Below are 23963 nucleotides of genomic sequence, written 5' to 3' on the forward strand. Positions count from 1 at the left end.
ACCCCTTGTCGTAGGCGGACCCCGGCCTTTGTGAACCGGGGGAGATCAGCTTAGAGGCGTCAGGCGTCGAGCAGCACGGCGAGGGCGCCCTTGAGCGCCTCGCGGTCGCGGCGCAGCTTGGCGACCTCGGCCTCGAGCTCGACGATGCGGCTCTCGGCGCCGGCTGCGGCGGAGGGGCGGCCCGGTCCGCGGCGCCCGTCGGCCGCCGCCTTCTCGGCCGGTGCGACGGTCGTGACGGGTGCGGCGGCCACCGAGGCGGTGGCGGTGGATGCGGCCGGTGCGGCGGCGGGCTCGGGCTCGCTCGCCTCGACGGCCGGGGCGTTCGCCTTCTCCCAGGCGCGGATCCAACCGCGCAGTGACTGCTCGCCCACGTCGAACTGCTCGGCGGTCTCGCGAATGATGCTGCGGTTGCCCGGCTCGGCCTCGCGACGATCCAGAACGCGTGCGAGCGACGCTTCGCGGGTCTCCGGCGTGTACTTCTGCTCGAACGGCATATGTGCTCCTATTTCATAATCATTCGGGCTATCACTCGGGATATATGAGCACAGTATGCCCGAAACACCGACGAAAATCCCCGAGCGTCGCTCGGGTCGCGAAAATCCGCCCGTCCTCCCCGCATTCCCGGGCCGGACGCCTTAAGGTCGGAGTGTGTGGCGCGTGGAGAATCCCGATGGCGACGACGGCGGAATCGATTCCGGTGTGCAGTCGCCCCTGCCTCCGTCGACCCCGGGCGCGACGCAGCCCCACACTCTGAGCCTCGGCGACCCGCGGCTCGCCGTCGGCAATGTCGCCGATCCGATGTGGGACGACTGGCGGGGTCGGCTGGCGGATGTCGGCGGGGCGTCGACGCTGCTGCACTTCCGTGATGCGCCTCGCACGCGGATCGAGCTGTCCACGACGCATCCTGGCGGCCTCGCGCAGTTCATCACCGGCAAGACCACGCTGCTCTCGAGCCTGATCCGCGACGACCTCGCTCTGCGCTCGGCGCGTCTCGCTGCCGGCGAGATCGCGGCCAAGGGCCTTGAACTCAGCACCGTCCGCGGCATCGACGCCGTGAACCTGGCCATCGGCATCGCCCAGTGGGCCTACGCCGGTGAGACCTTCCGGGCACCGCTGCTGCTGCGACCGCTCGCGATCCGACGTCACGGCCGCGACTTCGAGGTCAAGCTACTCGGGCGCCCGTCGCTCAACCCCGCGCTCGCCGACGCCCTGCGCGACCAGTTCGGCATCGCCCTCGACGCGTCCGCGTTCGTCGCGCTCGCCGATCGTGGCGGCGCCTTCACACCCAACCCCGTGATCGACCGCCTGCGCGGGCTGACGGCGCACCTCGACGGCTTCAGCGTGCAGCCGCGACTCGTCGTCTCCACCTTCGCCGAGGTCTCGCGGGCCATGGTCGACGACGCGGCCGACCTCAGCCACCCCGTGCTCGACGCGCTCGCCGGCAACCCGACCGCGCTGCAGCAGATCCGCTCGGCGTACCGTCCCGTCACGGCCACGCCGCAAGACGAGCGCAGCCCCGAGACCGACACCCTCCTGCTGGACGCCGACACCGAGCAGGAGAACGTCGTGGCGCAGATCACGGCCGGCAACTCGGTCGTCGTCAAGACGCTGCCCGGCACCGGAGGCACGCAGACGATCGTCAACACGATCGGCACCCTCGTCGGGCAGAACAAGCGCGTGCTCGTCGTCAGCGCCCGTCGCGCCACTCTGAATGCGATCTCGTCGCGCCTCACCGAGGTCGGCCTTCCCGGCGTTGCCGTCTCGCCGACGACTCTGCGCCGCGACGTGATCAAGGCCATCGGCCGCAACGAGAAGGCCGGTCAGCCGAGCACTGCCGATGTCGACGACGCCCTCGTGCGCCTGCGCCGCGTGCTGGTCGACTACCGCGGCGCCCTGAGTCGTCGTGATCCTGCCCTCGGGGTCTCGGTGCTCGACTGCCTCACCGAGCTGGCGCGCCTGGCCCTTCTGCCGTCAGCCCCGGCGACGACCGCCCGGCTCAGCCGGCACAGCGTCGAGTCGATGGTCGAGGGGCGCGGGCGCGTCGCCGAGACGATGGTCAACGCCGCGAACCTCGGCGAGTTCCGCTACGGCCCGGGCGATTCGCCCTGGTACGGCGCGCGCTTCGACGATGGCGCGGGCACCCGGTTGACCGCCGGCCAAGCGCACCAGCTCGCCAAGAACCTCTACCACCGCGACGTGCCGCACCTGCTCGAGCGCGCCACCGAGGTGGTCGGTTCGACTCGCATGCGCCCCTTCGTCAGCGTGCAGGAGGTCGGCATCTATCTGAACCTCCTCGCCGACATCCAAGACACCCTCGACAAGTTCCTGCCCGTCGTGTTCGACCGCTCGGTCTCCGAGCTCGTCGAGGCGACCTCGAACCGCCACGACGGCGAGATGTCGGGCGCCAATCGCCGTCGCCTCAAAAAGCTCGCCCGCGAGTACGTCCGGCCCGGCATGCATGTGCCCGACCTGCACGAGGCCTTGCAGCGCGTGCAGCAGCAGCGCATCCTCTGGCAGCGCTACGTCGCCGCCGGCACGCCGCCCGAGGTGCCGACCGGCGTCGCCGACGCGCTGAGCCTGCAGAAGCAGGTCGCCGACGACCTCGCCCAGCTCGACAAGCCGCTCGCCCTGACGAGCGACGACCTGCTCGAGGTGATCGGCACCGACGAGCTCGTGCAGAAGCTCGAGGTGCTCGCCGCCGAGAGCGACGTGCTGAACAACCTCCAAGAGCGCACCGAGCTGATGACCACGCTCCGCGACCTCGAGCTCGCGCCGCTCATCACCGATCTCGCCAACCGCCACGTGCCCGAGGCCCAGGTCGCCGCCGAGCTCGAGCTCGCCTGGTGGCGCTCGGCGCTCGAGTCGCTGCTCGAGGCCGACCGTGCCCTCCTCGGTGCCAACACCGCCATGCTCGACCGCCTCGAAGCCGACTTCCGTCTCGTCGACGAGGCGCACGCGGCCGGCAGCGCCCAGTCGCTCGGCTGGCAGCTCGCCGAGAATTGGAAGATCGGCCTCGTCGACTGGCCCGAAGAGGCCGCCCAGCTCAAGCAGCTGCTGCGCCACGACCACGTCACCGGCCGCCACCTTCAAGACGCCGCCCCGCACCTCTCCCGCTCGGTCGCACCCGTCTGGGTCGCGTCGCCCTACGAGGTGCACAGGATCGCCGACACGGTGCCCTTCGACACCGTGATCCTGGTCGACGCGGGTGCCACGACCCTCGCTGAGAACGTGGGCGCAATCCGCCGCGGCAAGCAGACCGTCGCTTTCGGTGACCCGGTCACAGAGACCCCGTCCGACTTCTCGATCGCCATCGCAACGTTCGTCGACGAGGCGCCCGCGCCCCCTTCGCGGGCGGCCTCGGTCGGCCGTGACGGCGACGACCGCGTCGACGAGAGCGAAGTCGCGTCGGCCGAGTCACGTCTGACGCTGTTGCACGAGCAGAGCGCTCTCGCGCAGCTCGCCACCCTTCTGCCGACGCTGTCGCTCACGCGCAGCTACCGTGCCGGCGGCGAAGACCTCGCCGAGCTCGTCAATCGCCGCTTCTACGGCGGGCGCATCGAGTCGCTGCCCTGGGCCGGTTCCTTCCTCGGCCATGGCAGCATCTCGCTCGACTACGTCTCGGGTGGCACCGCCGTGCCCGACCCCGAGTCCGGCGCCGTCGAGAGCGTCGACGCCGAGGTCGACCGCGTCGTCGCCCTCGTGCTCGACCACGCCCGCACCCGCCCGACCGAGTCGCTCATGGTCATCACGGCCAGCGCGAAGCACGCCATCCGCGTGCAGCAGGCCGTGCTCACCGCCGTCAGCGGCCACAAAGACCTCACCGAGTTCGTCGTCGGCGACCGCCGCGAGCCGTTCATGGTGGCGACCCTCGAGCAGAGCGTCGCCCAGAGCCGCGACCACGTCGTCTTCTCCATCGGCTACGGTCGAACCCCGCACGGCCGCGTGCTCAGCGACTTCGGCGCGCTCGGTCAGCCTGGTGGCGAGCGGCTGCTCGCCGTCGCGATGACCCGCGCGCGCCGCTCGATGGTGATCGTCACCTGCTTCCAGCCGAGCGACATCGACGCCGACCGGATGGGCCACGGCACCGTCGCTCTCGCCGAGATCCTGAGCGAGGTGCAGGTGCGAACGTCGGCCGAGCACGTGCCCGACGACAGCGACCCCATGCTCGTCGACCTCGCTCGCCGCCTCGAGGGGAAGGGCATCCCGGTCGCCCTCGGCCACCGCGGCAAGCTCGGGCTGGTCTGTGCCAACGACGGCATCTGCGTCACCATCGAGACCGACTCCACCCTCGTCGCGTCGAGCCTCCGCGAGTCGCTGCGTGAGCGCCCCGAGATCCTGCGCCGTCTCGGCTGGCACTACGTGCGCGTGCACGCCTTCCAGCTCTTCACCGACCCGGATGCCGTCGCGACCCGGATCGCCGACGTGCTCGGCCTGAGCACGCGGCCGACCGACGGCCCTGGCTCGGTGTCGGCGCGTCAGCACGTCAACTCGCACTGAGCCGGTCGTGGTGCACAGCGACGAAGCGGGTGCGCAGGATCCTGATTCCGGCCCGATCGCAGAGCCCGCGGCTCCGACCCCGGTGGTGCGGAAGCGCGGGCGGCGGGTCACGACGGACCCCGTGCCGGGCACCGACCCGGCCCCGGCCCCCGTCGACCGGCGCGTCGACTCGCACGACAACGACCAGCGTCTGAAGGCCGACAAGCCGCCGCACTGGTAGCCCTCGACCTTTCTTTTCGGCAGGATCCCGCGGAAATATCCGGTCTTTCCTGCGGAATGGAGGGCCCCGGGCCGTCGGTGGCTACTTCGTGAAGGTGACCTCGACGACGAGGCCGCCGGTGCGGCGTGCCGCCAGCTCGAGCGCGGCGCCGTGGCCGCTCGCGATCGCATCGACGAGGGCGAGCCCCAGCCCGTGCGAGTTCGTCACGCGGCCGGCCGCCCGGAAGAACGGCTCGGTCAGCCGCGGCAGCACGTGGTCGGCGATGACGACGCCCGTGTTCTCGACACGAACCGACTGGTCGGAGACCATCAGCCACACGTCGCCACCGGTGAGGTTGTAGCGGATCGCGTTCGAGACGAGGTTGCTCACCAGCAGGCGCACGAGTGTCGCATCGCCGCGGATCGTCGACGCCGCGATCGTGGAGTGAATGACGATGTCACGCTCGGCGGCGTCGGCCTGGCAGGTAGCCATGACCTCGCGCGCCACGTCGTCGAGCTCGACACGGTCGGTCGCCGTCGTCCCCGCCTGAGCGTCGGAGAACGCGAGCAGCGCCTCGACCGTCTCGATGTTGCGGGTGTTCGTCTCGCGCAGCTTCGTGGTGAGAGTCTCGCGGTCGAAGTCGTCGGGGTCGAGGAGGGCGACGTCGAGCAGCGCCTGCGTCGTCGCCAGGGGCGTGCGCAGCTCGTGCGACGCGTTCGAGGCGAACCGCCGCTGTGCCTCGAACGAGCGCTGCAGCCGCTCGAGCATGTCGTCGAACGTGTCGGCCAACCGCCCGAACTCGTCGGGAGGGCCCGTGTGGGCGATGCGATGGTCGAGGCGACCCGAGGCGGCGTCGCGAGCAGCAGCGGTGATCTGCTCGACGGGGCGGAGCACGCGCCCGGCCACGATCCAGCTGATCACGACGCCCGCGACGAGCACCACGGCGAAGACGATCAGCGACGCCGTCAACAGCAGTCGCAGGATGTCGTCGGCGCTCTGCAGGGCGACGATCCCCACGCCACCCTCGGCGGCAGAGACTCCGCTCGGCCCCTCCGCCGAGGGCACGAGCGACGGAGCGATGACCGCGTGCCCGGAACCGGCCTCGACGGATTCCTGCCCCTCGACGTACTCCGACTCGGCCTGGCGTGCACTCGTGATGTGGTAACTCGGCAGGAAGCGCATCACCAGGTAGACCGAGGCGACGATCGACCCGCCGACGACGGTCACCACCGCGGCGAAGGCCAGCGTGAGCCGGATCCTGGCGCTGCGACCCGGTCGGAACCGAGCCACTGACCTGGCGACGAACCCGCCGATCACCGTGACCCTGCCACGGCGATGCGATAGCCCGAACCCGACACCGTGGCGATGAGGCCGGGCTCGCCGAGGCGTCGGCGAAGCGTCGAGATCGTCACCCGCACCGAGTTGGTGAACGGGTCGGCGTTCTCGTCCCACGCCTTCTCGAGCAGGGCTTCAGCGCTGACGACGCCGCCCTCGGCACCGAGCAGCACCTCGAGCACGGCGAACTCCTTGCGGCTGAGCTTGATGTAGCGGCCGTCGCGGTAGACCTCGCGGCGGAAGACGTCGAGCTTCAGATCGCCGGCCTCCAGGATCGGGGGCCTCGCCTCGCGCGGGCGCCTCGCGAGGCTCCGCAGCCGGGCCACCAGCTCGCGGAATTCGAACGGCTTGGCGAGGTAGTCGTCGGCGCCGATCTCGAACCCTCGCACCTTCTCGTCGAGACGCCCCGCAGCGGTCAGCATGAGCACGGCCGTGCCCGACCCGTCGGTCGCGATGGCACGGCAGACGTCGTCGCCGTGCACCTCAGGCAGGTCGCGGTCGAGCACCACGACGTCGTAGTCGGTGTAGCTCAGGCGCTCGAGGGCTTCGGCACCGTCGTGGACGACGTCGACGGCCATGCCCTCGCGACTGAGAACCGTCTGGACGGCCTCGGCCAGATACACCTCGTCTTCGGCGATCAGCACTCGCATCGAAACTCCTCTCGTCGGGCGGACGCATCGACGATACGCGACGGACATCAGAGAAAGATAAGAAATATCACTGACGCTCTCGCAATGCCGACCCCGATGAAGTGGGTTCATGGCCGACGCCCGTGTCGGCTCCCAGCCCGACCAGAGAAAGGAACCCCATGACACTCACCAAGACCGCGATCGCCCTTGCCGCAGTGCTGACACTCGGACTCGGCTTGACCTCGTGCACCTCCTCGGCGGAGGAGGAATCCCCGGCGAAAGACACGAAGGCGCAGGCCACTGCCCTCGACTGGCAGCTCGCCTTCGCGTCGTGCATGCGCGACCACGGACTCGACTGGAAGGACCCGGACCCCGACGGCGGAGCGAGCCAGCAGAAAATCGACGATCAGGACGCGTACGACGATGCGAACGAGAAGTGCACGACCACGGTGAAGCAGAAACTGGGCGACGAGCCGCTCTCCGAGGAGGCCACGAAGTGGGAGGGCGTCTACTCGAAGGCCGCCGACTGCCTGCGGAAGAAGGGCTACGCGGTGAAGGACTCCGGCGGCGGAATCACCTTCGACGACGAGGTACCCGAGGCCGAGTTGTCCGCATGCGGGCTCGGCGAACAGCGAAACGTCGGAGGTGGCGGCAAGTGAGGCGGCGACGAGCGGTCGCGGCGACCGCCTGCATTGCGGGGGCGGCCGTCCTGGTGACCGGTGGCATCCTGCTGTCCAACCGTCACGGAGACGAGGCGAAGGCCGATTCGGTCTCACAGACGGTGCGCACCGGCACGGCCGTGGTCGATGAGGGCGACCTGCGCGGCACGACCACGAAGCAGGGCACCCTCGCCGGCACTCCGGGCGCGACCGTGCCCGTTGGGCCCTCCGGCACCCTGACGAGCATCCCCGCAGTCGGCACCGTCGTGAAGCCGCGAGACGAGCTCTACCGCGTCGACAACCAGCCGGTCACCTACTTCTCGGGCGCCCTGCCGCAGTGGCGCGCCTTCGAGCAGGGCATGAACGACGGCCCCGACATCAAGCAGCTCGAAGAGAACCTGCACACCTGGGGCTATCTCGGCCAGGCGCCGACCGAGCACTTCGACTGGAACACCCGCGTCGCGATCGACCGCTGGCAGCGCGACACCGGGCAGCCGCGCACCGGCACCATCGAGCTGGGCCGGATCTGGTTCGGCCGGGGCGACCAGGTCGTCTCCGACCGCAGGGTCGACGTCGGCCAGCAGGTTGCCCCGGGCGCACCCGCCTATTCCACGACGGGGACGACGAAGGTCGCCACCGTCGACCTGCCGGTCGGCTCGCCGCTCGCGAAGGTGGGCGGGGCCGCCGAGGTGCAGGTTCCGACGGTCGGGACGTTGCCCGGCAAGGTGACGCGCGTCGGTGATCCTGCGACCGACGACGACGGCAAGGTCACAGTGCCGGTCACAGTCTCGTTCGACGACCCGACCAAGGTCGGCGGCCTGAGCCGGCTCGACGTGAGCGTCGACTTCGTCTCGGCGACCCGCAAGCACGTGCTCTCGGTGCCGGTCACCGCGCTCGGTGCGAAGAACGGTGGCGGGTTCGTCGTGCAGACCGTCGGCGACGGCGGCGTCATCAAGAACGTCTCTGTCGAGGTCGGCCTCTTCGCCGGCGACCGGGTCGAGGTCACGAAGGGCGCCCTCCGGGCCGGTCAGAAGGTCGTGGTGCCGGCATGACGCACGTCGTCGAGCTCCGCGACGTGAGCCGCGAGTACGGTCGCCCGCCGACCAGGGCCCTCGACGGAGTCTCGCTCACCGTCGATCGCGGCGAGATGCTGGCGATCGTCGGCCCCTCCGGCTCGGGCAAGTCGACACTGCTCAACGTGCTCGGCACCCTCGACCGGCCGACTGGCGGCAGCGTGCTGATCGACGGCATCGACGTCGCCGGGCAGACCGACGCCGAGCTGTCGGGCCTCCGAGCCCGCCGCATCGGCTTCGTCTTCCAGCAGTTCCACCTGAGCGAAGGCGTGACCGCGACCGACAACGTTGCCAACGGGCTCCTGTATTCCGGCGTCCCGCTGAGGGAACGCAGGATGCGAGCGGTCGAGGCCCTCGAGCGCGTCGGCCTCGGCCACCGGCTGGGGCACCAGCCGAACCAACTGTCGGGCGGCGAACGCCAGAGGGTCGCCATCGCCCGGGCCGTGGTGCACCGTCCGCCCATGCTGCTCGCCGACGAGCCGACTGGCAACCTCGACTCGAAGTCGGGCGCCGGCATCGTCGACCTGCTGCACGAGCTGCACGGCGAGGGGACGTCGATCATCGTCATCACGCACGACAACGCCCTCGCCGAGAAGCTGCCGCGTCGCATCATGATCCGCGATGGGCAACTGACCGCTGACAGCCGCACGGCGTCCGAGCGAGTGGTCGTCACGGCGGGAGGTCTGTCGTGAGCGTCGTCGTCTCCCCCTCGAAGCTGCTGCCCTCCGACGTCGCGCGCCTGGGTTTCGCCGGGCTCGTCGCGCGGCCGACGCGCGCGATCCTGTCGGCGCTCGGCATCGCCATCGGAATCGCGGCGATGATCGCCGTCGTGGGCATCTCGTCGTCGAGCCAGGCACAGCTCGCCGCGGCCCTCGACCGGCTCGGCACGAACCTGCTCACTGCGGCGCCCGGCGAGACCGTCTTCGGCGACGAGCGGCCGCTGCCCTACGAGGTGCAGGGGCTGGTCGAGAGGGTCGACGGCGTTGAGAACGCGGGGACGGTCGGCCTGCTGAAAGACGTCAGCGCCTACCGCAGCGCGGCCACGCTGAAGAGCGACACGAACGGCCTCACGGTCATGACGGCTTCGATGCAGCTGCTCGGTGTGGTGGGCGGTCACCTCGCCCGAGGATCCTGGTTCACCGACGGCACGAGCCGATATCCGGTCGTCGTGCTCGGCGCGAAGGCGGCCGAGAAGCTCGGCGTCTCGACTGCAGGCGAGCACGTCCTGATCGGCGACGACGTCTACACCGTGGGCGGAATCCTCGACCCCATCGAGCTCGCGCCCGAGCTCGACATCTCGGTGCTGATGGGAGAGCCGCAGGGCGACTCGGCGCTCGGCAAGCGAGTGCACCCGACGAGCGTCTACATGCGCGCCGACGAGAGCCGGATCGAGCAGGTGCGGCCGCTCATCGCGGCGACGGTGTCGCCCCAGTCGCCGAGCGACGTGAAGATCGGGCGGCCGTCCGATGCCCTCGCCGCCAAACAGGCCTCGGATCAGGCCTTCACCGGGCTGCTGGTCGGGCTGGGGTCGGTCGCACTGCTCGTCGGCGGCATCGGAGTCGCGAACACGATGGTGATCTCGGTGCTCGAGCGGCGCAAGGAGATCGGGCTGCGGCGCTCACTCGGGCGGCGCGGCCGCACATCCGGCGGCAGTTCCTCGCCGAGGCGCTGTTCCTGTCGCTGCTCGGCGGTCTGGCCGGCGTAGTGATCGGCTGCGGGGTGACGGCCGCATTCGCCCTCGGCAACGGCTGGCCCATCGCCATCCCGCCCGTGGTGCTGGTCGGCGGCCTCGGCGCGACCCTCGTCATCGGCGCCCTCGCCGGCCTCTACCCGGCTATGCGCGCTGCGCGCATCCCGCCCACCGAGGCGCTGCAGAGCTGACCCCCCTCCGTTCTACCTATAGGTGCGGCCCTCCCGACAGGAAACTTCCTGTCGGGAGGGCCGCACCTATAGGTAAAACGGGCGGAGATCAGGCAGAGGGGATGCCGGGGACGCCGGTGGTGCCCGTCGGGGCGGGCGGAGGCACCTCAGCGGCGTGCGAGCCTCCGGTCGCGTTCAGCGAGGTGTTCTGAGCGCGAAGGAGGTCGCGGATCTCGCTCAGGATCTCGACGTCGGTCGGCGGCACGTCCTGCGGGGTGCCCTCGGTCTCTTTCTGCTTCGCGAAGGCGGTCTTGAGCAGGTGGTTGATCGGCAGCACGAGGCAGAAGTAGACGACGGCCGCGATGATGACGAAGTTGATGGCCGCACCGATCACGGCTCCGAACATGAGCTGCGCGTGGCCGCCCGAGGCGGTCGGGATCGAGACGACGAGGGCCTTGTCGAGCATCGACGCGTTGAAGATCGCACCGATCAGCGGGTTGAAGATGTTCGTCACGAGCGAGGTGACGATCGCGGTGAAGGCAGCACCGATGACGACCGCGACGGCCAGATCGATGACGTTGCCGCGCAGGATGAACTCTTTGAAGCCCTTCACGGGTGCTCCTTCAGGTCGATGACTGGTCCCTTGGAGCGTATCGGGCTTACGAAGAAGGTGTCGAGCCACCCGACGTCGCGGGTTTGGAGGGAGCGGGAGTCGACGGCTTGCTCTCTTTCGGAGCCGACCCGCCTGAACCTGCGCCCTCGACCTTCGCCGCCGAGCCCGAGCCCGAGCCGGAATCGGAACCCGCGCCGGACGACGACCCGCCGTCGGACGACGACGACGTCTTCGCCCGCGAGTCGGTGCGATAGAAGCCCGACCCGTTGAAGGTCACGCCGACCGGGCTGAAGACCTTGCGCAGCTTGCCGCCGCAGACCGGGCAGACCGTGAGGGTGTCGTCCGAGAACGACTGGTGGATGTCGAACGCGTTGTCGCATTCGGTGCAGCGGTAGCTGTAGGTGGGCACAGGGATCCTGAGGCTTAGAAGGTGTGGACGCCCGACGGGGTGACGACGCCGTCGACGGGCTGGTCGTGCCGCTCGCTCGGAACGGACTCGACGTACTCCGAGTCGAACACCACAGCATAAACCGGCGGGCGCCTCGCCATCGAGCCGAGTGTCTTGTCGAAGTAGCCCTTGCCCCAGCCCATGCGCATGCCGGTGTGGTCGATCTGGGCCGCGGGCACGACGATCAGGTCGACGTCGTTGATGGCCATGGGGCTCAGGATCTCGCCCACCGGCTCGGGCAGGCCGAAGAGGCCCTCGGTCTCGGTCTCGAAGTCGGTCGAGAGCGTCCAGTCGAGCAGGCCGTCGGCACGCGTGATGGGGAAGAGCACGCGGATGCCCTGCCCGTTGGCCCAGTTGAGGAAGGGGCGCGTGTTCGGCTCGTGCTCGGCCGAGAGGTAGGCCGAGATCGACTTCACCCCCAGTTCGAGGGCCACCGTCGTCAGATGCGCCGTCAGCCTTTCGGTGGACTCGGCGAGCGCAGCGTCACCCATGTTCCGCCGTCTGGTGCGGAGTTCTCTTCGCAGGGCACGCTTCGCGTCGCCGACCTCGTCAGTCATGCCCGCAATCTTAACTGCACGGTAACGTTGTAAATAGATACGCTGACCGGCATGGGATTCACCATTACTAAAGCCGTCATTCCCGCAGCAGGGCTGGGGACTCGCTTCCTGCCCGCCACCAAGGCCATCCCGAAGGAGATGCTCGCGGTCGTCGACAAGCCGGCCATCCAGTACGTTGTCGAGGAGGCCGTCGCGGCCGGCCTCACCGATGTGCTCATGATCACGGGCCGCAACAAGAACGCGCTCGAGAACCACTTCGACCACGTGTCGGAGCTCGAGGAGACCCTTCGCAAGAAGGGCGACCACGAGAAGCTCGCGAAGGTCAACCAGTCCACCGACCTCGCCGACATGCACTACGTGCGCCAGGGCGACCCGCTGGGCCTCGGCCACGCCGTGCTGCGCGCCAGGATGCACGTCGGCCGTGAGCCGTTCGCCGTGCTGCTCGGCGACGACATCATCGACGCCCGCGACCCGCTGCTCTCTCGCATGCTCGAGGTGCAGGGCAGGAAGAACGCGTCGGTCGTCGCGCTGCTCGAAGTGCCCGAGTCGATGACGCACCTCTACGGTGTCGCCACGGTCGAGGCCACCGACGAGGACGACGTCGTGAAGATCACCGGCATGGTCGAGAAGCCCGCCCAGGGCGAGGCGCCGTCGAATCTCGCGATCATCGGCCGTTACGTGCTGCGCCCCGAGGTCTTCGACGTGCTCGAGAAGCAGGCGCCCGGCAAGGGCGGCGAGATCCAGCTGACCGACGCCCTCGAGAAGATGGCCGGAGCCGAAGAGTGGACCGGCGGCGTCTACGGCGTCGTGTTCCGTGGACGCCGGTACGACACGGGTGACAAACTCGACTACATCAAGGCGATCATCCAGCTCGCCAGCGACCGAGAAGATCTCGGCGCAGATCTCAAGACCTGGCTGAAGGAGTTCACCACCGGTCTCGAGTAGCACCGGCACCAGTGAGGCAGAGACGACGAAGTGACCACCATCCCCACGCTGGCGCAGGGGCGGATCGGTATCCGGCCCCTTCGCCTGCGTGATTCTCGCGACCTCGATCGCGCCCTGGCCGAAAACCGCTCCTGGCTGCGGCAGTGGGAGGCCACGAACCCGCACGGGTTCACATCGATCGACGTCAGGTCGAGCATCCGCTCGCTGCAGAACAATGCGCGAGCGGGGCTCGGCCTGCCCTTCGCCATCGAGCTCGACGGCCGGTTCATCGGCCAGCTCAATGTCTCGGGCATCACCTACGGCTCGCTCGCCTCGGCGACGATCGGCTATTGGGTGACCGAGGCCGCCGCAGGCTACAACGCGACGCCGACCGCCGTGGCGCTCGCGACCGACTACTGCTTCCAGCGCCTGGGGCTCCACCGGATGGAGATCTGCATCCGGCCCGAGAACGGCCCCAGCTTGCGCGTCGTCGAGAAGCTCGGCTTCCGCTACGAGGGCCTGCGCCGCCGCTACATCCACATCAACGGCGACTGGCGCGACCACTTCTGCTTCGCGCTCGTGGCCGAAGAGGTGCGCGAGGGCGTCCTCCGCCGCTGGCTGGAGGGCCGAGTGCCGCTCGGGCAGGGCAGCGTGCCGCCCGACGCGCAGATCGACGCGTCGCACTCCTGACCGGCCGCGCGGCCTCGAGCCTGCAGTCCGCTGCCGGACACACCCCGGGATCAACCAGGATCCGCACGAGGGCACTCATACCCTTGCCACCATGGGAATCAGCTCGTGGGGTGGAGGCATTGTCCTCGGTCTGGTCGCCGCGCTCTGGCTCGTCTACCTGATCCCGTCGTGGGCCAAGCGCCAGCAGTACCTCGCCACCGAGCGCAACGCCGTCCGGCTGCAGCAGACCCTGCGGATCCTCGCCCAGACGGCCGAGCTGCCCGACGAGATCCGGGTCGAGGCCAACGCGAAGTCGGTCGCCACGGCGCAGAAGATCCTCCGCAGCGAAGAGGCCAAGCGCGAGGCGATCCGCCGCGCTCAGGAGGCGGCCCGGCAGCGGGCCATCACCCGCGAGCTCGCCGCGACCGCGCCCGCCCTTCGCGCCGCCGACAGCGAACCCGCGCTCGCTGCGCGCCGACTGCGTCGCACCCGCCTGGTGTCGACCCTCGTGCTCGTCGCCAGCATCGCCCTGCTGGTGTTCGGGCTCACGCACTTCGCCAGCACCTGGCTGCTCGTCGTCGCTGCTGCCGTGGCCGGGGCGGGCTCCATCGTGATCCTGGGCCAGCTCGCCGCGGTCTCGCGTGCCCGCGCCCGACGCCTCGTCGCGGCCCCGGTCGCCGCGACCGTGGTGTCGCCTCAGGTCGCGCAGGACTTCCAGGACTTCGCACCCCGCACGACCGCCCTCGACGACGGGGCGCAGGATGCCACGGCATCGGTCGCGCAGACCGCCACCCGCGAGTGGACCCCGGTCGCGATGCCGCGCCCCCTGTACATGCGGCGCGGGTCGGCTCGGGCCCTCGCCCGCTCGTCGGCCGTGGCCGGCTCGCCGACCGCGTCGGGCGACACCGACGCCCTCCGCGCGGCGGCCGAGCGCTCGGCCGCAGCCCTCCGCGAGGCGCAGGAGCGTTCGCGTCTCGAAGCCCAGCAGAACGCCCTCCGCGAGGTCGCTCGGGCAGAAGCGGCTCTGCAGGCGCAGAGCGAGCAGGTGGTTCTCTCGAGCGCCCCCGTCGGGGCTGTTGCTGCCGCGGAGGCTGGTCGCGCTGAGCCCGAGGTCGCGGCACCCGAGCCCGTCGTCGCCCGCCCCGTCGCCGTCACTCTGCCAGCCGCGGCCGACAGCCCGTTCGCACGCATGGGCTACATCGACGAGGGCGAGACGCAGGATCTCCGCCTCGACGAGATCCTGCAGCGTCGCCGCGCCGTCTGACCCTGCGCTGGTCATGAGGCCCTCCGGCAGGGTGATATCGTTGGAGCGCAGTTTGGGGCTATGGCGCAGTTGGTAGCGCGTCTCGTTCGCAATGAGAAGGTCAGGGGTTCGAATCCCCTTAGCTCCACCCGCATGAAATGGCTCGCCCTGAGGGGCGGGCCATTCTTGTCTGAAGCTCATTGATTTCAGACGGGTCTCATCTCATTCGCCAGGCGTCACCCCTACCGACCAACTCATCCGCATGAACGACAAACTTTTACGCTGGTCTCGACCTCGGCTCGTGTGCCCTGCGGGTATTGGGCTGGTGGTTCTCAGTACCGCAGCACTAAGTCGAACTTCCTTGGCAGTCCTTCCCGTGACCCTCATGGCCATCGTGATCCTCTTGCCTATGATCCTGATACTCGCGATCAGCCCCCGCCCGGTTCCGCTGACTGACCAGAGCCTTCTCCTGGCACGATTGAGGTGGTTTCTCGCTTTTCTTTGGGCTACGGCACTTATCATCTTCACGTCATACCTGGGCGGTGCCGTCGGACTAGATGCCTCGCGGTGGTCAACATCGCGGGCGATCTTCAATGAGATGGGATCGAATCTCAAGACGTTTCTCGTGGTTGCACTCGACTTCGCCGGCTTCATCCTTTCGGCCTGGCTTTCAGCGGACCTTCTGCGCCTCCGACGGCGGGGTCGCGCCAAAGCCCTAAGAAAAAGTATCCGGGCAGGTGAATACGGCGTTGAACTGATGAGCGCCCATTTGTTCGACCGCCGAGCCCGATCCGCTCCAAAATATCGCCGATTGCATGGATCAATTGAGGTCTGGGTCAACTTCTTGGCTGCGCCGGAGGCGATTCTATTATTCCTGTTTGACTGCTGGCTGACGATTGTCGCCGTCGCCTCTGCTCTCGGTCGCTGACGCGGGCGGATAGGGTGAGAGCGTGGGCGATGACGGGGCAGTGCGGATCGAGCTCGTTCTGGAGAAGCCGGGGCTGGGGTGGTATCCGAAGCCGACCGTCGTGATCGACGGGCGCGGGCAGCCGGCGCAGTGGGGTCGCGGCACCTGGCAGGTGCGGCCCGGCACATCCATCGGCGTCTACCTCTTCAACCGGCTCTGGCGATTCGGCACAGCCGACCTCACTCTCGCCGAGCCCCTCCCGGCGTCTCTCAGCTATCGAGCTCCTCTTTTGCCAGTCGGAAAGGGGCGCCTTCGCCTGGTCTGACCCAGGATGTCGCCGTGGCGCAGACTGGTATGTCAATACAGACTTGGGTAAGCTCGTCTCGGGAGCTGACCTGTCGGCGAAGGCTCCTGGCGCTGCGTTCCCCAACCAATCGAGGGAAGCATGAGGCCCAGGTCCGTAACAGCGAACCTGGGCCTCGAAGTGTCTCCGATGGAGAGCTAGGGATGAACACGATCCCCGGTGTTACCACCGGAATTCTAATACTGGTCGGGATTCAAGCGCAACTGTACGGCGGGGCCGCGAGCCGTGTGCGGGCCCGGGGCATGCGCGGGCCTCCTCGCGATCGAGGAGCCAGCGACGGGCCCCGCGGCCGGACAGGGCAGGATGGACGGGTGCCTCCCGCCTTCCGCCCCGACCTGATCGCGGCCCTCCGCCGTGACCTCGACCACTCGCTGTTCACGGTGGGGCGGCTGAGCGGGGCCGGCGCCTGGGGCGCCGCCGGGGGCGCAGCGCTCTTCCGGGGCGAGAGGATCGCCGCACGCCGCGCCCTCGAGAGCCGCCGCCCGGCATCGGGGCGCGAGCGGGCCTCGGACACGCTCGCGAAGCTCTGGATCCTGGGCTATCCGCAGCCCGCGGCCGATGTTGCCGCCGCGTTGCCGACCCTCGGGCTGGACGGTGCCGCGGCCCTGCACCTGCTGCATGTCGAAGGCGACGTGACGGCGCCCCTGGTCGACCTCCGCCCGTACTCGTTCGTCGACTCGGCCGGGGAGGCGAACTGGTGGGTGGCCTCCGACCTCGGCGAGATGGCGTTGCAGGGGCCGCTGCGCGAAGACCACGTGCTCGGCATCGGGGGTGCGTCGAACACGTTGAGCGGCCTCATGATCCCGCGGCGCGTCGAGCGCGCCCTCGACCTCGGCACCGGTTGCGGCATCCAGGCGATGCACGCCGCCCGGCATGCGCGGCACGTCGTCGCGACCGACATCTCCGAGCGCGCCCTGGGCTTCGCACGGTTCAACGTCGAGCTCAACCTCATCGGCGGTGTCGAGTTCAGGCTCGGCAGCCTCTACGAGCCGGTCGAGGGTGAGATGTTCGACCACATCGTCTCGAATCCGCCGTTCGTGATCACGCCCCGCACCGAGGGCGTGCCGGCGTACGAGTATCGCGACGGCGGCATGGTCGGCGACGAGCTGGTCGCCACGGTCGTGGCCGGAGCGGGCGACCACCTCGCCCCGGGCGGTGTAGCCCAGCTGCTCGGCAACTGGGAGACCGGCGGCCCCGGCAAGCGCGGCGCCTACTCGGTGGTCGACTGGGTGTCGCGCGGCGTAGTGCCGCTCGACGTCTGGGCGGTCGAACGCGAGGTGCAAGACGCGACGAGCTACTCCGAGACGTGGATCCGCGACGGCGGCACGCGCCCGGGCTCGCCCGACTTCGAACGGCTCTACGAGGCCTGGCTCGACGATTTCGACGAGCGCGGCGTCAGCGAGATCGGATTCGGCTACATCACTCTGCGGCGACCGGCGAGCCGCGCGGTCGTGACAGGAGCGCAGGATCCGGCGGCTCGCCCCGTCGAACGCATCGAGCGTCTCGCAGGCGCTCTCGGCACGGGCGGCATCGGCTCGCCCGACGTGGGGCTCGGCCCGCACCTGCTGCTGTGCCTCGAGGCGATGGATCGCCTGCGCGACATGAGCGACGGCGAGTTGCTCGCCACCAGGCTGCGCGTGGCCGGTGACGTGACCGAGACGCGGCACTACTGGCCGGGCAACGACGACCCGACCGTCATCCAGCTGACGCAGGGCGGCGGGTTCGCGCGCACGATCGAGTCGGGCACGGCGCTGTCGGCGCTCGTCGGTGCCAGCGACGGAGACCTCAGCTCGGCGGCGATCGTGGGAGCGCTGGCGCACTTGCTCGACGCGCCCGAAGCCGAGCTGCGGGCGGAGCTGCTGCCGCAGCTGCGCGAGCTGGTGAGCTGCGGCATCCTGCTTTTTTGAGGGCCGTGTCGCCCCGATGGCAACGACGTGAATTTCGGAGCCTCGGCCTGGGCGTGTGCCCCGAGCAGTGACATCCGTGCCCCGACGCTGCGGAGGGGCCCCTCGACCGACTCGTCTATCACCCCGATTTCACCCACCAATTCGATACGAAGTCATATAGCGTGGGCATCGCTCTCGGCTGGTTACCGAGGCACTGCGCCCCTCTGGCGCCGACCGTGCGGCAATCACCTGATCCGATTCCGCACGGGAGGATCCGTCACGAGCGCTCGATGCGCCCTGTCCGAGCCCCACGCTCGTCGACGGGGCGCATCCTCATTCACCCGCGACTGGCGCGTTCGCCCAGCCGAAGTACGGCAGGATCGAAGCATCATGCCTGACGCCCCCCTCGCAGCCCTGCTCGGCCAGTACTTCGGCCCGAACGACACGAAGGGCGACGGCGAGTTCGACGCCGACCAGGTCTACACCGACTTCGCGGAATGGTCGGAGTCGCGCGGGCTGCCGCTCTACCCGGCCCAAGACGAAGCCCTGATCGAGCTCGTGTCGGGCGCGTCCGTGATCCTGTCGACCCCGACCGGCACGGGCAAGTCGCTCGTCGCCGCGGCCGCCCACTTCGTCGCTCTCGCGACCGGGCGCCGCACCTACTACACCGCGCCGATCAAGGCTCTGGTGAGCGAGAAATTCTTCGCGCTCGTCGACCTCTTCGGGCCCGAGAACGTCGGCATGGTCACCGGCGACTCGTCGGTGAACGCCGACGCCCCGATCATCTGCTGCACCGCCGAGATCCTGGCCAACCTCGCTCTGCGCCATGGGCCGGCCGCCGAGGTGGGCCAGGTCGTCATGGACGAGTTCCACTTCTACGCCGACCCGTCGCGCGGCTGGGCGTGGCAGGTGCCCCTGCTGCTCCTGCCCGATGTGCAGTTCTTGCTGATGAGCGCCACCCTCGGCGACGTCGAGAAGATCAGCGACGATATCGGCCGCCGCACCGGCGAACCCGTCGCGCTGGTCACCGGCGTCGAGCGGCCGGTGCCGCTGCACTACTTCTATGCGACGACGCCCGTGCACGAGACCGTCGAAGAGCTGCTGTCGACCGGTGAGGCCCCGATCTACGTCGTGCACTTCTCGCAGGCCGCCGCGCTCGAACGTGCTCAGGCCCTGTCGAGCATCAAGATCGCCAGCCGCGAGCAGCGTGACGAGATCGCCGACCTGATCGCCGGATTCCGGTTCTCGACCGGCTTCGGTAAGACGCTCAACCGCCTCGTCCGCGCTGGCATCGGCGTCCACCACGCGGGCATGCTGCCGAAGTACCGCCGCCTCGTCGAGCAGCTCGCCCAGCGCGGTCTGCTGCGCGTCATCTGCGGCACCGACACCCTCGGCGTCGGCATCAACGTGCCGATCCGCACCGTCCTGCTCACCGCCCTCACCAAATACGACGGCGTCAGGATGCGACAGCTCACCGCCCGCGAGTTCCATCAGGTCGCCGGTCGCGCGGGTCGCGCCGGCTTCGACACGGCCGGCACGGTCACCCTCGAGGCGCCCGAGCACGAGATCGAGAACCTTGCGCAGATCAAGAGGGCCGGCGACGACCCGAAGAAGAAGCGCAAGATCATCCGCAAGAAGGCACCCGACGGCTTCGTGTCGTGGGGCGAGCCGTCGTTCTTCAAGCTGATCGACGCCGAGCCCGAGCCGCTCGTCTCGAGCATGCAGATCACCCACGCCATGATGCTCAACGTCATCGCCCGGGGTGGCGACGCGTTCGCGCACGTCCGAGAGCTGGTGTTCGAGAACCACTCGACGAAGGCGCAGCAGTTCGCGCTCGCCCGCCAGGCGATCTCGATCTACCGGGCGTTGCGAGAGTCGGGCGTCGTCGAGCAGCTGCCGGGGGTCGCGACCGCAGCAGACCCGGATCCTGCGCCCCATATCCAGCTGACGGTCGACCTGCAGCCGAACTTCGCGCTCAACCAGCCGCTGTCGCCGTTCGCGCTGGCGACGTTCGAGGTGCTCGACCCGGAGTCCGATTCGTACGCTCTCGACATGGTGTCGGTGGTCGAGTCGACGCTCGACGACCCGCGACCGATCCTGTCGCAGCAGCAGTTCAAGGCGCGCGGCGAGGCCGTCGCCGCGATGAAGCAGGAGGGCATCGAGTACGACCAGCGCATGGAGCTGCTCGAAGAGGTCACCTGGCCGAAACCTCTCGACGAGCTGCTGACCGCGCTCTTCGAGACCTACAAGGCGTCGCAGCCGTGGATCGGCGACTTCGAGCTGTCGCCGAAGTCGGTGGTGCGCGACCTGTACGAGCGGGCGATGACCTTCACCGACTACGTGAACTTCTACGGGCTGGCGAGGTCGGAGGGGCTCGTGCTGCGCTATCTCTCGGATGCCTACCGGGCCCTCCGACAGACCATCCCCGACGAGGCGAAGACCGACGAGCTGCTCGACATCATCGAGTGGCTCGGCGAGCTCGTGCGGCAGGTCGACTCGTCGCTGCTCGACGAGTGGGAGGAGATGGTCAACCCGACCGAGGTCGCAACGCACGACGCGATCGTGCCGCCGACGCTTCGCACGGTCACCGGCAACCACCGGGCGTTCACCGTGCTGGTGCGCAACGAGCTGTTCCGGCGGGTGCAGCTGGCGGCGCTCGATGACGCTTCGGCTCTTGGCGAACTCGACGCGGCGGCAGGATTCGACGCCGACGCGTGGGGTGCCGCGCTCGACCGCTTCTACGACGAATACGCGTCGATCGGGACGGGGCCGGCTGCGCGATCGGCCGCACTGCTCGTGATCTCGGAGGGCGCCACCTCGTGGGACGTCCGGCAGATCTTCGACGACCCTTCCGGTGATCACGACTGGGGCATCACCGGCACGGTCGACCTCGCGGAGTCGAACGAGCAGGGTGTGGCCGTGCTGCGCGTGACTGCCGTCGGGCCGGTCGCTGCCGTCTGAGTCGACGCTCTGCGCCCCTCCTCCCAATTGCGAGGATGAATCCCGCGGGGAGCGCTCCGATCGGCCTCACTTTGGTGGCGCGCGGAAAATCTCCTCGATCGTCGACGAGGCGTGCAGAGGCTCCTCGCATTCGGCAGGAGACGCGCGAGGGCGACGCTAGAAGAGCGTGGCCGGCGGCTCGGGCTCGGCAGCGGCCACGTCGGCGACCGTGGTGACGGGCTTGCCGGGCCAGCCCGGGCCGCCGGGGGCAGGACGCCGGGCCTGATAAGCCTCGGCAGCGGTGCGGGCGCGGATGTCGGCGGCCTCGTTCATCTCGTGCCCGACGTGCCCCTTCACCCACTGGAACTTCACGGGGCGGCCCTGCAGCGCCTGGTCGAGCTCTTTGATGATCTCGACGTTCATCACCGGCTTGCCGTCGGCCTTTCGCCAGCCTTTGCGCTTCCAGCCGGCCATCCACTCGGTGCAGGCCTTGATCGCGTACTGGCTGTCGCACAGGATCAGGAGGTCGTCGTCTTCGTCGACCGTCGCGCGCAGCAGCTCCAAGACGGCCGTCAGCTCGCCGACGTTGTTCGTGTTGCGGGGCCAGCCGCCCGCGGCCCAGCGGGAGTCGTCGACGTACCAGGCCCAGCCGGCGGGGCCGGGGTTGCCGAGAGCGGATCCGTCGGCTGCTGCGGTGATGGTCATGGTGCTCCTCGGTGCTGGTGCGTGCGGGCGGTCGACGGGCTGCCCCACAACGCTACCGGCAGAGTCCCGGTGCTTTGCTCGGCGGCCCAGGACGCGATCTTTGCGCGGAGTGGGTCGCCGAGAAAAGCGAATGGATACAGCCCTAGCCGACCTCGTCGGGGTGCGAGCCGACGCGCTCGCCCGAGTCGAGCGCCGCGATGCGCGACATCTCGTCGTCGGTCAGCTCGAACGAGAACACGTCGAGGTTCTCTTGGATGCGCGAGGGCGTCACCGATTTCGGGATCACGACGAGCCCCGACTGCAGGTGCCACCGCAGCACGACCTGCGCCGGCGAGACCCCGTGGGCGACGGCCAGCTCTTCGAGAACGCGCTCGCCCAGGATCTTGCCCCTCGCGAGAGGCGACCAGGCCTCGGTCACGATGTGGTTGGTCTCGCCGAACGCCCGCAGCTCGCGCTGCTGCAGCCACGGCTGCACCTCGATCTGGTTGATCACGGGCACCACGTCGGTCTCGCCGAGCAGTCGCTCGAGGTGGTGCACCTGGAAGTTCGACACGCCGATCGACCGCGCACGGCCCTCTTCGCGGATCTTCTCAAGCGCCCGATAGGTCTCGACGTAGAGGTCTTGACGCGGGGCCGGCCAGTGGATGAGGTACAGGTCGACGATATCGAGGCCGAGCTTTTGCATGCTGAGGTCGAACGCCTTGAGGGTCGACTCGAAGCCGTGCTGGTCGTTCCACACCTTCGTCGTGATGAAGACGTCGTCGCGGTCGAGCCCCGAGGCGCGCAAGCCGCGGCCGACGCCCTCCTCGTTGCCGTAGAGAGCTGCCGTGTCGAGGTGGCGGTAGCCGAGTTCGAGGGCGGTGATGACGGTGCGCTCGGCCTCGTCGTCGGGCACCTTGTACACGCCGAGCCCAAGCTGCGGGATCGTGTTGCCGTCGTTGAGTCGAACCCGGGGGACTGCGTCGAGAGTCATGACTCGATTATCGACGGTGGACTGCACTCAGTTCGTCGCTGCGGAGGTTCTCCACAGCCGGGGGTGGCGAACATCGACGAGCCGAGCACCGTTGGTCCCGTTGTCGGGTGCTGGTTCTGGAGCAGGAAGTCGTCTCCACGCCGCTCGACTCTCACGCTGAAGCGGCGTGGATCGTCGGCGTGCCGACCGCCGACATTCCGGAACCGGGCGCACGGCTACGCCTGCAAGGCTGCCAAAGAACGCGTCGTTCGCGAGTGTTTCGTTAGCTGGCCTGGACCGGCACCGGCTCGGTGTCGGCCAGAGGGCTGGCGTCCGTACCGCGCAGATCGGGCAGCACCCGCTTGAAGACGAGCGGCACGAGCACGCCGAACACGGCGAATGCGCTGGCTACGAAGAGCCCGCCGACCGTGCCGGTCTTGTCGATGAGGGCCCCGGCGATGGCGGAGCCGATGGCTGCGCCGATCAACTGCCCGGTGCCCGCCCAGCCGTAGGCCTCGGCCGTGTCGCTGAAGCGCACGCTCGACGAGATGATGGCGAACATCACGGCGAGGGCCGGCGCGATGCCGACCCCCGCGATCACGAGGGTCACGCACAGCCAGACGAACGAGGTGGGCATGAAGACCGTCAGAGTGATGCCGACGAAGACGATCACCATGCGGATCGGCAGAGCCCACGGGCCCACCGGCAGGTGGCCCAGGATCAGCCCGCCGGCGAGCGATCCGATCGCGAAGACGGCCAGCACGAAGCCGGAGTTCGGGCTGCCGTCGCCGAACGCGCTGATGACACCCGCCTCGACGGCCGAGCACGTGCCGATCAGGAGGAACCCGGCGATGGTCGACAGCAGCACGGTCGGCCGCTGCAGCACCTTGCCGAAGGCGCGCTTGCTCTGGGGGATTCGCACCCGACCGAGCTCGGGCGAGGCGATGAACCAGGCGCCGCCCCCGATGAGAAACAGGGCGGCCAGCAGGATCGCGTAGGTGGTGCCGATCTGCGTCCCGACGAACGTCGTGATGACGGGGCCGGCGACCCAGATGATCTCCTGCGCCGAGGCGTCGAGCGAGAAGAGGGGCGTGAGCTGCGACGAGGTGACCATCTTGGGGTAGATGGTGCGCACCGCGGGCTGAACCGGCGGCACGCTGAGGCCGGCGACGAAACCGACGACCATGTAGAGGGGGAGTGTGAGCGGCGCCAGGGCGAAGACGACCAGGCTGACGAGGCACACCGCGAGTGTCAGCATCAGCACCGGGCGCATTCCCCAGACGCCCATCCAGCGGCTCGTCAGCGGGCCGGAGATGGCCTGGCCGACGCTCGTGGCCGCCAGCACGATGCCGGCGGCGCCGTACGAGTGCGTGTTGTGCTCGACGTGGAGGAGGAACGCAAGCGAGAGCATGCCGAAGGGGAACCGGGCGGTCAGCTGTGCCGCGATGATGCGGGCGACCCCCGGCGTCTTCAGCAGATTCGAAAAGGCACCCATGCGACGTC

Annotated in this window: 23 protein-coding genes and 1 tRNA gene; 15 read left to right on the forward strand and 9 right to left on the reverse strand. The window is 69.1% G+C overall.

The window, feature by feature from the left end:
• Positions 1-59 precede the first annotated feature (59 nt).
• On the reverse strand, positions 60-494 hold the full coding sequence (locus tag AX769_RS07710; RefSeq protein WP_066277827.1) for a hypothetical protein: 435 nt from the start codon (positions 492-494) through the stop codon (positions 60-62).
• Positions 495-648: 154 nt separating this feature from the next.
• Here AX769_RS07710 and AX769_RS07715 point away from each other — a divergent pair, with 154 nt between their 5' ends.
• Both AX769_RS07715 and AX769_RS07720 read left to right on the forward strand, forming a co-directional pair.
• Positions 649-4497, forward strand: a complete 3849-nt coding sequence (locus tag AX769_RS07715) for an AAA family ATPase (RefSeq protein WP_082763564.1) — start codon at positions 649-651, stop codon at positions 4495-4497.
• 7 nt (positions 4498-4504) lie between these two features.
• Positions 4505-4717, forward strand: a complete 213-nt coding sequence (locus AX769_RS07720) for a hypothetical protein (RefSeq protein ID WP_066277830.1) — start codon at positions 4505-4507, stop codon at positions 4715-4717.
• An 81-nt stretch (positions 4718-4798) separates the two neighbouring features.
• Here the strand turns inward: AX769_RS07720 and AX769_RS07725 are convergent, their stop codons facing one another.
• Both AX769_RS07725 and AX769_RS07730 read right to left on the reverse strand, forming a co-directional pair.
• A complete protein-coding gene (locus AX769_RS07725) occupies positions 4799-5986 on the reverse strand; it encodes a HAMP domain-containing sensor histidine kinase (protein ID WP_157887507.1) in 1188 nt (395 codons plus the stop codon).
• A 23-nt stretch (positions 5987-6009) separates the two neighbouring features.
• Entirely contained in the window at positions 6010-6681 is a 672-nt protein-coding gene (locus AX769_RS07730; protein ID WP_066277833.1) for a response regulator transcription factor, read from the reverse strand.
• A gap of 158 nt (positions 6682-6839) precedes the next feature.
• On the opposite strand from AX769_RS07730, the gene AX769_RS23825 reads away from it, so the two are divergent.
• Genes AX769_RS23825 through AX769_RS25105 form a run of 5 tightly spaced genes read left to right on the forward strand, consistent with a single transcriptional unit; the run spans position 6840 to position 10273 of the window.
• Entirely contained in the window at positions 6840-7319 is a 480-nt protein-coding gene (locus AX769_RS23825; RefSeq protein ID WP_066277835.1) for a hypothetical protein, read from the forward strand.
• The gene (locus AX769_RS22960; RefSeq protein ID WP_157887508.1) at positions 7316-8371 is read left to right on the forward strand and encodes a peptidoglycan-binding protein; all 1056 of its coding nucleotides are present in this window, start codon (positions 7316-7318) and stop codon (positions 8369-8371) included. Before AX769_RS23825 ends, AX769_RS22960 begins: the two co-directional genes overlap by 4 nt.
• Positions 8368-9084: an ABC transporter ATP-binding protein gene (locus AX769_RS07745; RefSeq protein ID WP_066277841.1), complete on the forward strand. Its 717-nt coding sequence runs from the start codon at positions 8368-8370 to the stop codon at positions 9082-9084. The genes AX769_RS22960 and AX769_RS07745 overlap by 4 nt, the downstream gene beginning before the upstream one ends.
• The gene (locus AX769_RS07750) at positions 9081-10097 is read left to right on the forward strand and encodes an ABC transporter permease (RefSeq protein ID WP_239451971.1); all 1017 of its coding nucleotides are present in this window, start codon (positions 9081-9083) and stop codon (positions 10095-10097) included. Before AX769_RS07745 ends, AX769_RS07750 begins: the two co-directional genes overlap by 4 nt.
• Positions 10085-10273, forward strand: coding sequence for an ABC transporter permease (locus AX769_RS25105; protein WP_369824093.1), 189 nt, complete (start codon positions 10085-10087; stop codon positions 10271-10273). The genes AX769_RS07750 and AX769_RS25105 overlap by 13 nt, the downstream gene beginning before the upstream one ends.
• A gap of 88 nt (positions 10274-10361) precedes the next feature.
• Here the strand turns inward: AX769_RS25105 and mscL are convergent, their stop codons facing one another.
• Genes mscL through AX769_RS07765 form a run of 3 tightly spaced genes read right to left on the reverse strand, consistent with a single transcriptional unit; the run spans position 10362 to position 11870 of the window.
• Entirely contained in the window at positions 10362-10865 is a 504-nt protein-coding gene (gene mscL, locus AX769_RS07755) for a large conductance mechanosensitive channel protein MscL (RefSeq protein WP_066277843.1), read from the reverse strand.
• Positions 10866-10911: 46 nt separating this feature from the next.
• Positions 10912-11274, reverse strand: a complete 363-nt coding sequence (locus AX769_RS07760) for an FmdB family zinc ribbon protein (RefSeq protein WP_066277844.1) — start codon at positions 11272-11274, stop codon at positions 10912-10914.
• Between the two features lie 14 nt (positions 11275-11288).
• Positions 11289-11870, reverse strand: a complete 582-nt coding sequence (locus tag AX769_RS07765) for a 5-formyltetrahydrofolate cyclo-ligase (protein ID WP_066277847.1) — start codon at positions 11868-11870, stop codon at positions 11289-11291.
• A gap of 51 nt (positions 11871-11921) precedes the next feature.
• Between AX769_RS07765 and galU the strand changes: the two genes are divergently transcribed.
• The 8 genes from galU (at position 11922) to AX769_RS07805 (ending at position 20824) form a co-directional block, all read left to right on the forward strand.
• Positions 11922-12815 carry a UTP--glucose-1-phosphate uridylyltransferase GalU gene (galU, locus tag AX769_RS07770; protein ID WP_066277851.1) on the forward strand — a complete coding sequence of 298 codons (894 nt, stop codon included), beginning with the start codon at positions 11922-11924 and terminating at the stop codon, positions 12813-12815.
• Between the two features lie 30 nt (positions 12816-12845).
• On the forward strand, positions 12846-13484 hold the full coding sequence (locus tag AX769_RS07775; protein ID WP_066277855.1) for a GNAT family N-acetyltransferase: 639 nt from the start codon (positions 12846-12848) through the stop codon (positions 13482-13484).
• A 91-nt stretch (positions 13485-13575) separates the two neighbouring features.
• Positions 13576-14727 carry a DUF3040 domain-containing protein gene (locus AX769_RS07780; RefSeq protein ID WP_066277857.1) on the forward strand — a complete coding sequence of 384 codons (1152 nt, stop codon included), beginning with the start codon at positions 13576-13578 and terminating at the stop codon, positions 14725-14727.
• Positions 14728-14781: 54 nt separating this feature from the next.
• A tRNA-Ala gene (locus AX769_RS07785) sits at positions 14782-14854 on the forward strand.
• A 237-nt stretch (positions 14855-15091) separates the two neighbouring features.
• A complete protein-coding gene (locus tag AX769_RS07790) occupies positions 15092-15634 on the forward strand; it encodes a hypothetical protein (RefSeq protein WP_157887509.1) in 543 nt (180 codons plus the stop codon).
• A gap of 22 nt (positions 15635-15656) precedes the next feature.
• Positions 15657-15938 carry a hypothetical protein gene (locus AX769_RS07795; protein ID WP_066277861.1) on the forward strand — a complete coding sequence of 94 codons (282 nt, stop codon included), beginning with the start codon at positions 15657-15659 and terminating at the stop codon, positions 15936-15938.
• Between the two features lie 350 nt (positions 15939-16288).
• A complete protein-coding gene (locus AX769_RS07800) occupies positions 16289-17884 on the forward strand; it encodes a methyltransferase (protein WP_066277864.1) in 1596 nt (531 codons plus the stop codon).
• A 369-nt stretch (positions 17885-18253) separates the two neighbouring features.
• Positions 18254-20824 (forward strand): RNA helicase, encoded by a 2571-nt coding sequence (locus AX769_RS07805; protein ID WP_082763569.1) that lies wholly within the window; start codon positions 18254-18256, stop codon positions 20822-20824.
• A gap of 156 nt (positions 20825-20980) precedes the next feature.
• Here AX769_RS07805 and AX769_RS07810 read toward each other — a convergent pair whose 3' ends face one another.
• The 3 genes from AX769_RS07810 to AX769_RS07820 all read right to left on the reverse strand — a co-directional run bounded on the left by AX769_RS07810 (position 20981) and on the right by AX769_RS07820 (position 23955).
• On the reverse strand, positions 20981-21508 hold the full coding sequence (locus AX769_RS07810) for a ribonuclease H (protein WP_066277867.1): 528 nt from the start codon (positions 21506-21508) through the stop codon (positions 20981-20983).
• Positions 21509-21650: 142 nt separating this feature from the next.
• Positions 21651-22481 (reverse strand): aldo/keto reductase, encoded by an 831-nt coding sequence (locus AX769_RS07815; protein WP_066277870.1) that lies wholly within the window; start codon positions 22479-22481, stop codon positions 21651-21653.
• Between the two features lie 262 nt (positions 22482-22743).
• Positions 22744-23955, reverse strand: a complete 1212-nt coding sequence (locus AX769_RS07820; RefSeq protein ID WP_066277876.1) for an MFS transporter — start codon at positions 23953-23955, stop codon at positions 22744-22746.
• Positions 23956-23963 lie beyond the last annotated feature (8 nt).

It is taken from the genome of Frondihabitans sp. PAMC 28766, from assembly GCF_001577365.1.
Lineage (GTDB): Bacteria > Actinomycetota > Actinomycetes > Actinomycetales > Microbacteriaceae > Frondihabitans.

Bases quoted from the DNA above. Each gene is read 5' to 3' on its own strand.
- AX769_RS07710 (WP_066277827.1), bottom strand. From the start codon at position 494: ATGCCGTTCGAGCAGAAGTACACGCCGGAGACCCGCGAAGCGTCGCTC.
- AX769_RS07730 (WP_066277833.1), bottom strand. From the start codon at position 6,681: ATGCGAGTGCTGATCGCCGAAGACGAGGTGTATCTGGCCGAGGCCGTC.
- AX769_RS23825 (WP_066277835.1), top strand. From the start codon at position 6,840: ATGACACTCACCAAGACCGCGATCGCCCTTGCCGCAGTGCTGACACTC.
- AX769_RS07745 (WP_066277841.1), top strand. From the start codon at position 8,368: ATGACGCACGTCGTCGAGCTCCGCGACGTGAGCCGCGAGTACGGTCGC.
- AX769_RS07765 (WP_066277847.1), bottom strand. From the start codon at position 11,870: ATGACTGACGAGGTCGGCGACGCGAAGCGTGCCCTGCGAAGAGAACTC.
- galU (WP_066277851.1), top strand. From the start codon at position 11,922: ATGGGATTCACCATTACTAAAGCCGTCATTCCCGCAGCAGGGCTGGGG.
- AX769_RS07780 (WP_066277857.1), top strand. From the start codon at position 13,576: ATGGGAATCAGCTCGTGGGGTGGAGGCATTGTCCTCGGTCTGGTCGCC.
- AX769_RS07790 (WP_157887509.1), top strand. From the start codon at position 15,092: ATGGCCATCGTGATCCTCTTGCCTATGATCCTGATACTCGCGATCAGC.
- AX769_RS07805 (WP_082763569.1), top strand. From the start codon at position 18,254: ATGCCTGACGCCCCCCTCGCAGCCCTGCTCGGCCAGTACTTCGGCCCG.
- AX769_RS07810 (WP_066277867.1), bottom strand. From the start codon at position 21,508: ATGACCATCACCGCAGCAGCCGACGGATCCGCTCTCGGCAACCCCGGC.
- AX769_RS07815 (WP_066277870.1), bottom strand. From the start codon at position 22,481: ATGACTCTCGACGCAGTCCCCCGGGTTCGACTCAACGACGGCAACACG.
- AX769_RS07820 (WP_066277876.1), bottom strand. From the start codon at position 23,955: ATGGGTGCCTTTTCGAATCTGCTGAAGACGCCGGGGGTCGCCCGCATC.